This window comes from Burkholderia puraquae (genome assembly GCF_002099195.1).
Classification (GTDB): Bacteria; Pseudomonadota; Gammaproteobacteria; order Burkholderiales; family Burkholderiaceae; genus Burkholderia; species Burkholderia puraquae.
Genome location: NZ_NBYX01000005.1, coordinates 389,787 through 403,029 on the forward strand (window position 1 = coordinate 389,787; position 13,243 = coordinate 403,029).

Sequence of the window (13,243 nt, forward strand, 5' to 3'; positions counted from 1 at the left end):
ACGATGCATTCGATACAACTCGCCCTATGGATGGTCGCGGCGCTCGTGCTCGTCGCGCTCGTATTCGACTTCATGAACGGCTTTCACGACGCGGCGAACTCGATCGCCACCGTCGTGTCGACCGGGGTGCTGAAGCCCCAGCAAGCCGTCGTGTTCGCGGCCGCGTTCAACGTGATCGCGTACTTCATCTTCCACCTGAAAGTCGCCCAGACCGTCGGTAAAGGCACGATCGACCCCGAGATCGTCGACCATTACGTCATATTCGGCGCGCTGGTCGGCGCGATCGGCTGGAACGTGATCACGTGGTACTACGGGATTCCGTCGAGCTCGTCGCACGCGCTGATCGGCGGCCTCGTCGGCGCGGCGCTCGCGAAGTCGGGCTGGAGCTCGCTGAACATCGACGGGCTGCTGAAGACGATCGCGTTCATCTTCATTTCGCCGCTGCTCGGCTTCATCCTCGGTTCGCTGTTCATGCTCGGCGTGTCGTGGCTGTACTTCCGTACCGCGCCCAGCAAGGTCGACCGGCGCTTCCGGCGGCTGCAGCTGCTGTCGGCCGGCCTGTACAGCCTCGGCCACGGCGGCAACGACGCGCAGAAGACGATCGGCATCATCTGGATGCTGCTGATCGCGAGCGGCTACGCGTCGGCCACTGCCGATGCGCCGCCCGCGTGGGTGATCGGCGCGTGCTACCTGTCGATGGGCCTCGGCACGCTGTTCGGCGGCTGGCGCATCGTGCGCACGATGGGCCAGAAGATCACGAAGCTCAAGCCGGTCGGCGGTTTCTGTGCGGAAACCGGTGGCGCGATGACGCTGTTCCTTGCGTCGTTCCTCGGCATTCCGGTGTCGACCACGCACACGATCACCGGCGCGATCGTCGGCGTCGGCGCGACGCAGAAGCTGTCGGCCGTGCGCTGGGGGGTAGCCGGCAACATCGTGTGGGCATGGGTGCTGACGCTGCCCGCGGCTGCGTTGTTCGCGGCCGGTGGGTGGTGGCTCGGTCACCAGATCTTCTGATCGCCGACACTGTCGAACGGACATGAAATGCGCCGCAAGCCGAAAGGCTGCGGCGCATTTTCTTTTGGGGCGCGGGAATGTGCGGCGAATGGCGGCTGCGGTCGCGAGTGGCCGCAGGCGAGGGCGAAGCGGGCTAGTAGCTTCCGTTCGCGAACCGGGCAATCGGATCGTCTGCAGTGGCGGTGCGCGGGCTGACGGGTGCGGATTGGGTCGACGCACGCAATACCTGCACGGGGGCGGGCTCGATACTGCGCGGTGACGCCGCGGCGGTGGCGGGCGGCGGTTCGGAATCGAAAGCGGCAGCCTGGGCGGCAGTCAGCGCCGTCGTCGGAATCTGTGTGCCGACCTCGGCCGGGCCGGCCGGCGCGTCATTCGCCGTCATTGCTGCGATGCCCGTGCCGTCATTCACGGACGTTACCTGCTGCTGAGCCGCTTGCATGCGCGGCGGCGGCGGTTCGTACGGGTCGGCCGACGCGACTGCGGGGGCAACCGCTGCGGTCGATACGACCTGCGTGGCCGGCATGGCCGGTGCGGGTGCCCGGGGCGCGGCAGGTTGCGACGACGCATAGGCCGGCTGCCGCGGCGCGGCGGCAGTCACGACCACCGGGGCGGCCGCTGCGGCCGGTGCGCTGCGCGGCTCGTCGCGCTTTGCCTCGTAGGTCGGCGCATCGAACGGCGTAGGCGCCCCACGCGGCGGCGCGACGCGGCGAATGCCGTCGAAACGCTTGGCCCAGTACGGGTTCGTCAGGTAGTCGAGCCGCACGGTGCCGCCCGTCGACGGTGCATTGACGAAGCGCAGCTTGCCGACATAGATGCCGACGTGCGAATGCGGCCGTCCGGTCGTATTGAAGAAGATCAGGTCGCCCGGCGCGATCTGGTCGGGGTCGATCGATACGCCGCGGCTGCTCATGTCGGCGGTTGTGCGCGGCAGGTTCACGTCGGCCGCACGGCCGATTACATAGCGCACGAGCCCGCTGCAGTCGAAGCCGCTCGTCGGCGTGTTGCCGCCCCAGCGGTACGGGACACCGACGAGGCTCATCGCCTGGATCGAGATTTCTTCCTGGCCGACGCTGTGATCGACGAATTTCGGGAAATTGGCGGGGGCGGGGAATGCGCGTGGCGTCGTGATCTTCATGCCCGAGGCGGAGCGCGATGCCGACTGCGGCGGCACGCTGGAGCAGGCCGCAAGCAGCGAAACGACGGCGACGGGAACCCAGATTCGAAGCATGACAAGGCGGGCGAGCACGGCGCGCTCGCGAATGGTATGACAACAGACAGACCCGATGGTAGACGCTCCGACGGGGCTTAGGCAACCATTCTTGAGAATTTACTTGAAGTTTCGCGCGTAAATGTGCTTGTTGCGTGACGAAGCATTACCAACGTTTCCGACCCCAAAATAAAAACGGCGCTCCGGAAACGGAGCGCCGCGAGGCGTTTGATGCCGGCCGACGGGCCGGCGCAATGCAGGATTACAGGATGTCCGACGCGTAGTCGGCGAGCCGCGAGCGTTCGCCGCGCGCAAGCGTCACGTGGCCGCTGTGGCCCCAGCCCTTGAACCGGTCGACGACGTACGTGAGCCCCGAGCTGCCTTCGGTCAGGTAAGGCGTGTCGATCTGCGCGATGTTGCCGAGGCACACGATTTTCGTGCCCGGGCCCGCGCGCGTGACGAGCGTCTTCATCTGCTTCGGCGTCAGGTTCTGCGCCTCGTCGATGATCAGGTACTTGTCGACGAACGTGCGGCCGCGCATGAAGTTCATGCTCTTCACCTTCAGGCGCGAACGGATCAGTTCCTGCGTCGCGGCACGCCCCCATTCGCCGGCAGCGTCGTCGGTCTTCTGCAGCACTTCGAGGTTGTCGTCGAATGCGCCCATCCACGGCTGCATCTTCTCTTCCTCGGTGCCGGGCAGGAAACCGATGTCCTCGCCGACGGGCACGGTCGCGCGCGTCACGATGATCTCGTTGTAGCGCTTGTCGTCGAGCACCTGCGCGAGGCCGGCTGCGAGCGCGACGAGCGTCTTGCCGGTACCGGCCTGGCCGAGCAGCGTGACGAAGTCGATCTCGGGGTTCATCAGCAGGTTCAGCGCGAAGTTCTGCTCGCGGTTGCGCGCGGTGATGCCCCACACGTTGTTCTTGTGGTGGCTGTAGTCGCGCAGCGTCTGCAGCAGCGCCGTCTTGCCGTTCAGTTCGCGGACGATCGCATGGAACGTCGGTTCGCCGTTCTGCGGCTCGAGGTAGACGAACTCGTTGACGAGCATCGACGCGACGAGCGGGCCAGTCACACGGTAGTACGTGGTGCCCGTCTTCGTGTCCTGCCAGCTCTCCATGCCCTTCGCATGCTTGGTCCAGAAGTCCTGCGGCAGTTCGCGCACGCCGTTGTACAGGAGATCGGAATCCTCGAGTACCTGGTCGTTGAAGTAGTCTTCCGCAGGCAGGCCGAGCGCGTGCGCCTTGATCCGCATGTTGATGTCTTTCGACACCAGCACGACCTGGCGGTCGGGCCGGTCGCGCTGCAGTGCGCGCACGACGCCGAGGATCTGATTGTCGGCCTTGCCTTCGGGCAAGCCTTCGACGGGTGCGATGTCCGCGAGCTTCGTCTGGAAGTACAGGCGGCCGAGCGCATCGCGGCTGCCGAGGCGCGACAGCGGGATGCCGGCCGTGATCGCGCCGGCATCGGCGACGAGCGCGTCGAGCGTGCGGCTGACCTGGCGTGCGTTGCGCGCGACTTCGGACATCCCCTTCTTGTGGTTGTCGAGTTCCTCGAGCGTCATCATCGGCAGATAGACGTCGTGTTCCTCGAAGCGGAAGAGGCTGCTCGGGTCGTGCATCAGCACGTTGGTGTCGAGCACGAACAGTTTCTGCAGTTCGGCTTCGGCGGGCTTGCGGCTGCGCGACTTCGTCGCGGCGCCGGTATCGCGCGCGGGTGCCGCGGCCGGTTTGTCGGCAGCCGGCTTCTCGTTGCGTGCGACGACCGGTGCCGCGGGTTCGGCGGCGGCCGGCATCGGCTGCAGCAGAGCAGCCGTCTGTTTGGTCTTGCGGCCGCGTGCGGGTGCGCTCGCGGCATCTTGCGCCGACGATGCGACAGCGCGCAGCGGCGCGGCCGTGTTCGCGGCTTCGGTCATCGGTTGGGCCACGCTCGCCGGACCATAGTCACCGGCTGTGGATGCGTCCCCTTCGGCGGATTTCTTCGCGGCTTTCGCGGGCCGCGCTTTCGCCTTGTATTCGTCGGGCGGCAGCAGGCTGCCGAGCTTGCTGGGGGGAGTAGGCAAAGGCATGGTGTCCCTCGGGAGGAATCGTGTCGCATGGCGTGCGCCGCTGATCGCATCCTGCGTGACGTAGACGCATGCAGTTTGCGCGCGGTGGCGCACAGGAAGTTCGTCTAGCCGGTTCGCCTAAGTGTCGATCAGCTCCTCGATGCGGTAAGGGCCGGACCGGGGAGGGCCGGCGCGCAATCCATAAAAAAAGCCGCTGCCCCGTCGACAGGGACATGCGGCTCGGCTGATGCCGTCGTGATGCGCGTCAGGTGCCGGGAAGCATCGCAACGGGCACCGGCGCAGCTACGAGAAATATGGGGCGAACTGGCATTCATTGCGGCCCAATATAACGCGCCTCAAAGCGCTTGTACAGCCTTTAGCACGTCGTCCACGTGACCCGGCACCTTGATGCCGCGCCATGCCTGGCGAAGCACGCCGTCGGCGTCGATCAGGAACGTGGAGCGCTCGATTCCGCGCACTTCCTTGCCGTACATCTTCTTCATCTTGATGACATCGAACAGCGCGCACAGCGCTTCGTCGGCATCGGAGATCAGCGGGAACGGCAGTTCGAGCTTTGCCTTGAAATTGTCATGCGAGCGCAGGCTGTCGCGCGACACGCCGATGACTTCCGCACCGGCTTTCTTGAACTTCGGATAGAGATCGCGGAACTGCAGCCCTTCGGTCGTGCAGCCCGGCGTGTTGTCCTTCGGATAGAAGTACAGCACGAGTTTCTTGCCCTTCAGGTCGGACAGCGAAATGTCGCCGCCCGTGGCCGGTGCGGTGAAATCGGGAACTTGACGGTCAACTTCGACGGACACGTGTTTCTCCTGTTGTTATGGAAAGGCGCCGCTGCGGCGGCGCGGTTCGGCGGGGCGCCGCCGCAGCGTGCCGCAAGGGAGGAGCGGGCGGCGCCGGCTCGCGCGAACTCAGTCGGGCTGGACGATCAGTTCGCCGGAGCGGCCGGGAATTTCGCCCCACGTGACAGGGTACGATGGCAGCGAGTCGCGGTCCAGCGTCGCGTGGTAGTCGCCCATCGTCGCAAACGTGTGGCCTTGCGCGCGCCAGCCGGCGAGCAGTTGCTCGAACACGGGCGCGAGCTTCTGGCCTTCCAGTTCCGCATGCAGCGTGAACACCTGGTCGTGCGGATTGGTTTCGGTGAACTTGAGGATGTGCGCGGCGACGTTGTGCGTGTCGACGCCGTCGATGCCGAGCACTTCGTCGAGCGTCGGCAGCGTGGTGGGCATCTGCACGTGCGACAGCGTGCGGCCATTGACGACGGGCAGGTACGGCGAATGGCCGCGGCCGTCGGATGCGTAGCGCATCCCCCATGCGTCGATCTGCTCGAACGCGGAATCGTTCATCTGCCAGCCGGCCGCGCCGTGCGTGACGGGCGGCGCGCCGAAGATCTCGATGAAGCGCGCGTGACTCTTCTGCATTTCACGCGCGGTCCAGTCGCGATCGCGTGCACGGACGTTGTCCTGCCAGTACACGTGATCCCACGTGTGGATCCCGCATTCGAAGCCGGCTTCGTGAATCGCGCGCATGTCGGCGATCGCGCGGCGGCCGATGTCGGGGCCCGGCAGCAGCACGCCGTACATCAGCTGTTTCACGCCGTAGTGCTCGACCACCGACGTGCGCGACACTTTCTTCAGGAAGCCGGGGCGGAACACGCGCCGCAGCGCCCAGCCCGTGTGATCGGGCCCGAGGCTGAAGAGGAAGGTCGCGCGCGCACTGAAGCGGTCGAAGATGCGCGCGAGGTTCGGCACGCCTTCGCGCGTGCCGCGCAGCGTGTCGACGTCGATCTTGAGGACGATGCGAGCCAAGCGAACGTCCCGATCAGCCTTGCTGTTCGACGAGCGCGCGCGCGTCGGCGACGTGGCCGCGATACGCTTCGAAGATGTTGCGCAGTGCGTCGTCGAACGTCGCTTGCGGCGCCCAGCCGAGTTCCTGCATCGTGTTGTCGATCTTCGGCACGCGGTTCTGCACGTCCTGGTAGCCGTTGCCGTAGTAGGCGCCGGACGTCGTCTCGACGAGCTTCACCTGCTTGGCCGAATCGGCGTACTCGGGGAATTCCGCCGCCAGTTCGAGCATCTTGTGCGCGAGCTCGCGAACCGAGAAGTTGTTCTTCGGATTCCCGATGTTGTAGATCTTGCCCGACGCGACGCCGTCCTTGTTCTCGATGATCTTCATCAGTGCGCTGATGCCGTCGCCGATGTCGGTGAACGCGCGCTTCTGCGAGCCGCCGTCGACCAGGCTGATGTTCTCGCCGCGCACGATGTGGCCGAGGAACTGCGTGACCACGCGCGAGCTGCCTTCCTTCGGCGTGTAGATCGAGTCGAGGCCCGGGCCGATCCAGTTGAACGGACGGAACAGCGTGAAGTTCAGGCCTTCCATCCCGTAACCCCAGATCACGCGGTCCATCAGCTGCTTCGAGCACGCGTAGATCCAGCGCGGCTTGTTGATCGGGCCGTAGGTGAGCGCCGATGCATCCGGGTCGAACTGCTCGTCCGAGCACATGCCGTAGACCTCGGAGGTCGACGGGAACACGAGGTGCTTGCCGTACTTGACGGCCGAACGCACGATCGGCAGGTTCGCCTCGAAGTCGAGCTCGAACACGCGCAGCGGCTGCTGGACGTAGGTGGCGGGCGTCGCGATCGCGACGAGCGGCAGGATCACGTCGCACTTCTTCACGTGATACTCGACCCACTCCTTGTTGATCGTGATGTCGCCTTCGAAGAAATGCATCCGCTCGTGGTTGACGAGGTCGCCCAGCCGGTCGGTCTGCATGTCCATGCCGAACACCTCCCAATCGGTGGTTTCAAGAATGCGCTTCGACAGGTGATGGCCGATGAAGCCGTTCACACCCAGGATCAGGACTTTTTTTGCTTTCATGAATGACGGGAAGAATGAATGAACTGCGCGAATTCCGCGGGCGTCACGACGGTTTCGCTGCCGTCGCGCTGCTGCCACAGCTCGAGAATGGATAGGGCGCGGCTGTCGCCGCAGACGCCGAATAGCGCATTATCGCTTACGTGCAGGCCGGGCGGCAAATCTGCCGCGGCGGCCGCTGCCGCGCTGCCGGGCGCCGCAAGGCGCGCACGTGCGATCACGAAACGCGCACCGTCGATGTCCGTGAACGCACCCGGATACGGGGGCGCGACCGCGCGCACCAGGTTGTAGACCTGCGCGGCCGGCTTCGACCAGTCGACACGGCCGTCCTCGGGCTTGCGCCCGCCGTAGTAGCTGCCGGTGGCGAGATCGTTCGGCAGGTGCGGCGCCTCGCCCGCGAGCAGCGCGGGCAGCACGCGCCAGAGCGTCTGCTCGGCGGCCACCGTGACCTTGTCGAACACCTGCGCGGCCGTGTCGTCCGGCAGGATCGGCACCGCGGTCTGGCCGATGATCGCGCCCGCGTCGGGCTTGGCAGCCATCTCGTGCAGCGTCGCACCGGTTTCGGTTTCACCGTTCAGCACCGCCCAGTTGGTCGGTACCCGACCCCGGTATTTCGGCAGCAGCGAACCGTGCATGTTGTACGCGCCGCGTGGCGCGATCGCGAGCAGGTCCACGGGCAGCATGTGCCGGTAGTAGAACGAGAAGATGAAGTCCGGCTGCGCGTCGGATACCGCGCGGCGCAGCGCCGGATCGGCGGGGTCGGCCGGCGTGACGACCGGAATGCCGTGCTCGGCCGCGACGGACGCGACGCTGCCGAACCAGATGTTCTCGTTCGGATTGTCCTCGTGCGTGACGACGAGCGCGACGTCGACGCCGCGCGCGAGCAGCACCTGCAGGCACCGCACGCCGACGTTGTGATACGCGAAGACGACTGCGCGCGGCTTCATTGCGCGGCCCCCGAGCGGTTCGCGTCGGCCGGTACCGCCGGCACGCCGTCGTGCTGCTCGAGCACGGCCTGGATCAGGTAGCGCGGCCGCGCGCGCACTTGCTGGTAGATGCGGCCGACGTATTCGCCGAGCAGGCCGAGCGCGAAGATGATCACGCCGAGCAGGAAGAACGTGATCGCGAACAGCGTGAACACGCCTTGCACTTCCGCGCCGACGATGAAGCGTCGCACGAGCAGCAGCACGAACAGCGCGGCGGAGCCGAGCGACAGGATCACGCCGATGAACGACAGCCACTGCAGCGGCACGACCGAGAAGCCCGTCACGAGGTCGAAGTTCAGCCGGATCAGGCTGTACAGCGAGTACTTCGACTCGCCGGCGAAGCGCTCCTCGTGCGCGACCTCGATCTCGGTCGGGTTCTGCGCGAACGTGTACGCGAGCGCAGGGACGAACGTGTTGACTTCGCCGCACACGTTGATCGTGTCGATGATGCGGCGGCTGTACGCGCGCAGCATGCAGCCCTGGTCGGTCATCTTGATGCGCGTGATGCGCTCGCGCAGGCGGTTCATCATCTGCGATGCCTTGCGCCGCCACAGGCTGTCCTGGCGCTGCTTGCGGATCGAGCCGACGTAGTCGTAGCCCTCGCGCATCTTCGCGATCAGCTTGCCGATTTCCTCGGGCGGGTTCTGCAGGTCGGCGTCGAGCGTGATGACGATCTCGCCGCGCGATTGCGCGAAGCCGGCGAGGATCGCCATGTGCTGGCCATAGTTGCCGTTGAGCAGCACGATGCGCGTCGTGTCGGGACGTACGTGGAACTGATCGGCGAGCATCGCGGCCGAGCGGTCGCGGCTGCCGTCGTTGATCAGGATCACTTCGTATGACGTGTCGAGTGCGTCGAGCGCCGGATACAGCCGCGCGAACAGCGCAGCGAGGCCGTCTTCCTCGTTGTACACGGGGATGATGACCGATACTTCGGGCCGCCCGGCGTCCAGGTGCCCGGCGACCGGATGCCCGGCGCGTGCTTCAAGGTGACTCATGTACGCTTATTTTCCGTATTGTTCGCAAATCTGGTTGATGGCGTCGACCACGCGACGCACATCGCCTTCCGTCATCTGCGTGAAGAGCGGCAGCGTGACGGTCGACGCGCCGTACCGTTCGGCGTGGGGGAACATGCCCTCCTTGAAGCCGCGCGCACGGTACAGCGTGAAAAGATGGATCGCCGGGTAGTGGATGCCCGTGCCGATGCCGCGTTCCTTCATCTGCGCCATGAACTCGGCGCGCGTGATCGTCAGCCGCTCGAGCGGCAGCGTGATCAGGAACATGTGCCAGTTGCCGTTCTCGAATTCGGCGATCGGCAGGCCGACGCCGAGCTTCACGGCCGCGCTGCCGTCGAATGCGGCGAAATAGGCGCGCGCAAGCGCGCGGCGCTGGGCGGTGAAGCGTTCGAGGTGGGGCAGCTGGCCGAGGCCGACGCGTGCGGCGACGTCGGTCAGGTTGTACTTGCCGCCGAGCACGTCGCAGTCCATCCCGTCGAAGCCCGTGCGCGTGATGCCCTGCAGCCGGTACTTCTGCGCGAGCGTCGCTTCTTCCTCGTTGTTCAGCACGAGTGCGCCGCCCTCGATCGTCGTCAGGTTCTTGTTCGCGTGGAAGCTGAACGACACGATGTCGCCGATCGCGCCGATGCGCTTGCCGTTCCACGTCGAGCCGAACGCCTGCGCCGCATCCTCGATCACGCGCAGCTTGTGTGCGCGCGCGATCGCGTACAGGCGATCCATGTCGACGGGCAGGCCGGACAGGAACACGGGGATGATCGCCTTCGTGCGCGGCGTGATCGCCTGCTCGAGCTTGTCGAGGTCGATGTTGCGCGTGACGGGATCGATGTCCACGAACACCGGCGTCGCGCCCGTCTCGAGGATCACGTTGCTGGTCGAGACCCACGACGCCGGCGTCGTGATCACCTCGTCGCCGGCACCGACGCCTGCGATGCGCAGGCCGATCTCGAGCGTGCAGGTGCCCGAATTGAACGCGCGGACCGGACGGCCGCCGCAGTACTCGGACAGCGCCGCTTCGAATTTCTGGCTCTGCGGGCCGGTGGTGATCCAGCCCGAGCGCAGCACTTCGACGACGCCCTGGATGGTTTCCTCATCGATCTCGGGGCGGGTGAACGGCAGAAACGGAGCGGTAATCTGGCTCATGTACGCTTTGGCCTGTAATGGCGTGTAATAAAAGGGCCGGGCGTCCCGGCCGAAACCGGCATTAAACACCGGTTGGCGGAATCGCACCGTGATTTTTTGTAGGCGGACGCTTAACGCGGCGGGGCGTGCTCAGCTTCGCGCAAGCACCAGCACGCCGATCAGGATGATGCCGATGCCGACAAGCCGCTGGATCGACAGCACTTCGCCGAACAGGTACCAGGCCGCGAACGCGTTGACGACGTAGCCGAGCGACAGCATCGGGTACGCGATCGACACGTCGACCCGCGACAGCCCGAGGATCCAGACCACGACGCTCAGCACGTAGCAGCCGAGGCCGCCGATGATCGGCAATTGGGTTGCGATCTTCAGGCCGACCGGGATGATGTTCGCACGGCTGAATTCGAAGTGTCCAACGGCGTTGACGCCGGCTTTCAGCAGAAGTTGCGCACAGGCGTTGAGCATCACGCCGGTGATGATGCAGACGAACGAAACGGGATTCATGCGGCAGGCGTCCTTACGATTGCGGTTTCTCGACGATCACGCGGCGGTTGTCGCGCGCGATCACGCGCATCGGCACGCCTTGCTTGACCAGGGTGTCGTACTGGCCGGGCGGCATGATCGCGAGCGCATGGGTTTCCTGTTTCCAGCGCGCGATCCACTCGTCGACGGTCGGAATCCACTTGTTCGGCTCCATCGAGATCCCGAATGCGAGCTCGTCCTGGCGCTGGACCATGATCGTCGTGTGGCCCATATAGAACGGGAACGTGTGATCGAGCATCTCGATCGAGTAGAACGGCGTGTCGGGCGGCAGCTTCGCCAGTTCGGCGCGCACGGCGGGCGCGAGCAGCGCGCCCGAACTGTAGCGGCCGAACTCGTCGTGGCCGGTGCCGCCGATCGTGCCGAACGCGAGCCAGGCGGCGCCGAACGCGGCGAGCGCGGCGGCCACGCTCGCGCGGCGGTTCAGCCACGCGGCCGCGAGCGTCAGTGCGGCCGCGATCGCGAGGCCCGCGTACAGCCACATCTGGAACGCGCGGTACAGCGCGTTCGGCGTGCGGGCATCGCCCTGGTACGCGAGGGCGATGATCCCGAACGCCGCGGCGACGAAGAACACGAGATAGCCGAGCAGGTGGCGGCGGAACCGGTCGGCGCTCATCAGCGGCAGGTACGCGCCGATGATCAGCGCGAGCGCCGGCGCGACCGGCAGCACGTACGAGATCAGCTTCGAATGCGACGCGCTGAAGAACAGGAAGATGAATGCGCTCCAGATCAGCAGCAGGAGCATCGGCGAGAAGCCGTTCGGCTGGCGCGGCATCCGCAGCGCATGGCGGATGCTCTGCCACGCGACCGACAGCCACGGCAGGAAGCCGACCAGCAGCACGGGCACGAAGTAGTAGAGCGGGCCCGGGCGGTTCTGTTCCGGGGTCAGGTACCGGCGGAACTGCTGGACGATGAAGAAGAAGTTGAAGAACTCGGGGTTGCGCTGCTGGACGAGCACGAACCACGGCGTGACGATCGCGAAGAAGAGCACGAGGCCGCTTACCAGGTACAGGCGCTTCCACAGCGCCCAGTCGCGCGCGATCAGCGTATAGAGCACGAGCACGGCGCCGGGCAGAATCACGCCGACGAGGCCCTTCGACAGCACGGCGAATGCCATCGCGGCCCAGCACGCCCACATCCAGCCGCGCGCCGCGGCCGGGCGCAGCCCCGGCTGCTGCGCGAGCAGCAGCGAGCACAGCGACAGCGACATCCAGAACGCGAGCCCCATGTCGAGCGCGTTGAAATGGCCCATCAGGTTCCAGTACGGCGACGACGCGAGCACGACGGCGGCGAGGAAGCCCGACAGCGGGTTGAACAGGCGCGCGCCGGTGAAGCCGACCAGGAGCACGCCGGCGAAGCTCGCGACGGCCGTGTAGAGGCGTGCCTGCCATTCGCCGATGCCGAACCACGCGAACGTGAGCGCATTCAGCCAGGTCTGCAGCGGTGGCTTCTCGAAGTACTTGTAGCCGTTGTAGCGCGGCGTGATCCAGTCGCCGGTGACGAACATCTCGCGTGCCATTTCCGCATAGCGGCCTTCGTCGCTCGGGATCAGGTGGCGCAGCCCGAGCGGCGCGAACCAGACGATCGCGAGTGCGACGACGAGGAGGACGAGCGTGATGCGATTGAGCGGTAGCCTCGACGGCGTATCGTTCATGGATTTTCAGCCTGTTGGTTATTGTGACGGGCCGCCGGCGGGTTGCGCCGGGGGCGGGCGGCCTGGCCGGGCCGATCCGGGGGATCGACCCGCTGCGCCGGCCCGAGTTTTACCGCATCGGGGATTAACGTTCAATTAAGAGCGCGGCGGCGACTTTGCGGCCCTCGGCCATCAGGATGTTGTAGGTGCGGCAGGCGGCCTGGAAATCCATCGTCTCGACGCCGATCCGCCTGGCCGTGAGCGCCGCGACGAGCCGCGGGTGCGGGAAGCGCAGCCGCGCGCCGCTGCCGAAGATCACGAGTTCGGGCGCCGGGTCGAGCAGCATCGCGAAATGCTCGGGCGCGAGCGCCTCGAACGACGACACGGGCCATGCCTGGACCGGCGCGCCGGGCAGTACGATGACGCTCGTCTCATGGCGTTCGAGATTGACGTCGACATAATCGGGGCCGTAGCCGGTGACGGTGTTGAGCGCGCCGCTCGCGTCCTGGTGCAGTTTCAAATCGGTATTCCGCGGTTCCGTAGGGGGAATGTGTCGCAGGGCCGCACGGGCCCGGATGGCCGGTTTCGCTCGCCCGAGCACGCGGGACGCCTGACGGCGCGGGCCCGGCGCGGCTATGGTGCATTGCGAAAGTCGGCCAAAATCCGCTAAATTATAACTTTTTGGTCGCCCCCGGGCGCCACTTGCGTCGCGCGTCGCCACAAGCTGCGCCCGGCCGCCCGCTTTTTCCCAGTCTAGACAGCGCGCACAGACCGGCCGCT

At 66.1% G+C, this 13,243-nt stretch carries 12 protein-coding genes and 1 pseudogene; 2 read left to right on the forward strand and 11 right to left on the reverse strand.

What is annotated here, in order from left to right; all coding sequences use genetic code 11:
- Positions 1-3 precede the first annotated feature (3 nt).
- Complete coding sequence (locus B7G54_RS13235; RefSeq protein WP_046543500.1) at positions 4-1,014, forward strand: inorganic phosphate transporter; 1,011 nt, start codon at positions 4-6, stop codon at positions 1,012-1,014.
- Positions 1,015-1,147: 133 nt separating this feature from the next.
- Here the strand turns inward: B7G54_RS13235 and B7G54_RS13240 are convergent, their stop codons facing one another.
- Both B7G54_RS13240 and B7G54_RS13245 read right to left on the reverse strand, forming a co-directional pair.
- Positions 1,148-2,242, reverse strand: coding sequence for a C40 family peptidase (locus tag B7G54_RS13240; protein ID WP_085039481.1), 1,095 nt, complete (start codon positions 2,240-2,242; stop codon positions 1,148-1,150).
- Positions 2,243-2,483: 241 nt separating this feature from the next.
- Positions 2,484-4,286, reverse strand: a complete 1,803-nt coding sequence (locus tag B7G54_RS13245; RefSeq protein WP_085039482.1) for a PhoH family protein — start codon at positions 4,284-4,286, stop codon at positions 2,484-2,486.
- Here B7G54_RS13245 and B7G54_RS39650 point away from each other — a divergent pair.
- Positions 4,182-4,423 (forward strand): annotated as a pseudogene (locus tag B7G54_RS39650) (hypothetical protein); the annotation flags it as partial. The gene B7G54_RS13245 and the pseudogene B7G54_RS39650 sit on opposite strands and share 105 nt — an antisense overlap.
- Before the next feature lie 198 nt (positions 4,424-4,621).
- Here B7G54_RS39650 and B7G54_RS13255 read toward each other — a convergent pair.
- From B7G54_RS13255 to B7G54_RS13295, 9 genes are all read right to left on the reverse strand, one after another.
- Positions 4,622-5,083 carry a peroxiredoxin gene (locus B7G54_RS13255; protein WP_034207483.1) on the reverse strand — a complete coding sequence of 154 codons (462 nt, stop codon included), beginning with the start codon at positions 5,081-5,083 and terminating at the stop codon, positions 4,622-4,624.
- A gap of 108 nt (positions 5,084-5,191) precedes the next feature.
- On the reverse strand, positions 5,192-6,088 hold the full coding sequence (locus B7G54_RS13260) for a polysaccharide deacetylase family protein (RefSeq protein WP_059694573.1): 897 nt from the start codon (positions 6,086-6,088) through the stop codon (positions 5,192-5,194).
- A 13-nt stretch (positions 6,089-6,101) separates the two neighbouring features.
- Positions 6,102-7,157, reverse strand: a complete 1,056-nt coding sequence (locus B7G54_RS13265; protein ID WP_006482864.1) for a bifunctional UDP-4-keto-pentose/UDP-xylose synthase — start codon at positions 7,155-7,157, stop codon at positions 6,102-6,104.
- Entirely contained in the window at positions 7,154-8,101 is a 948-nt protein-coding gene (locus tag B7G54_RS13270) for a formyltransferase (RefSeq protein WP_085039483.1), read from the reverse strand. The genes B7G54_RS13265 and B7G54_RS13270 overlap by 4 nt, the downstream gene beginning before the upstream one ends.
- Positions 8,098-9,135, reverse strand: a complete 1,038-nt coding sequence (locus B7G54_RS13275; protein WP_085039484.1) for a glycosyltransferase — start codon at positions 9,133-9,135, stop codon at positions 8,098-8,100. The genes B7G54_RS13270 and B7G54_RS13275 overlap by 4 nt, the downstream gene beginning before the upstream one ends.
- 6 nt (positions 9,136-9,141) lie before the next feature.
- Positions 9,142-10,293 carry a DegT/DnrJ/EryC1/StrS family aminotransferase gene (locus B7G54_RS13280; RefSeq protein ID WP_085039485.1) on the reverse strand — a complete coding sequence of 384 codons (1,152 nt, stop codon included), beginning with the start codon at positions 10,291-10,293 and terminating at the stop codon, positions 9,142-9,144.
- Between the two features lie 129 nt (positions 10,294-10,422).
- On the reverse strand, positions 10,423-10,794 hold the full coding sequence (locus B7G54_RS13285) for an EamA family transporter (RefSeq protein WP_085039486.1): 372 nt from the start codon (positions 10,792-10,794) through the stop codon (positions 10,423-10,425).
- 13 nt (positions 10,795-10,807) lie between these two features.
- Positions 10,808-12,484 (reverse strand): glycosyltransferase family 39 protein, encoded by a 1,677-nt coding sequence (locus B7G54_RS13290; protein ID WP_085039487.1) that lies wholly within the window; start codon positions 12,482-12,484, stop codon positions 10,808-10,810.
- Between the two features lie 124 nt (positions 12,485-12,608).
- Positions 12,609-12,983, reverse strand: a complete 375-nt coding sequence (locus B7G54_RS13295) for an Mth938-like domain-containing protein (RefSeq protein WP_085039488.1) — start codon at positions 12,981-12,983, stop codon at positions 12,609-12,611.
- Between the last annotated feature and the right edge of the window lie 260 nt (positions 12,984-13,243).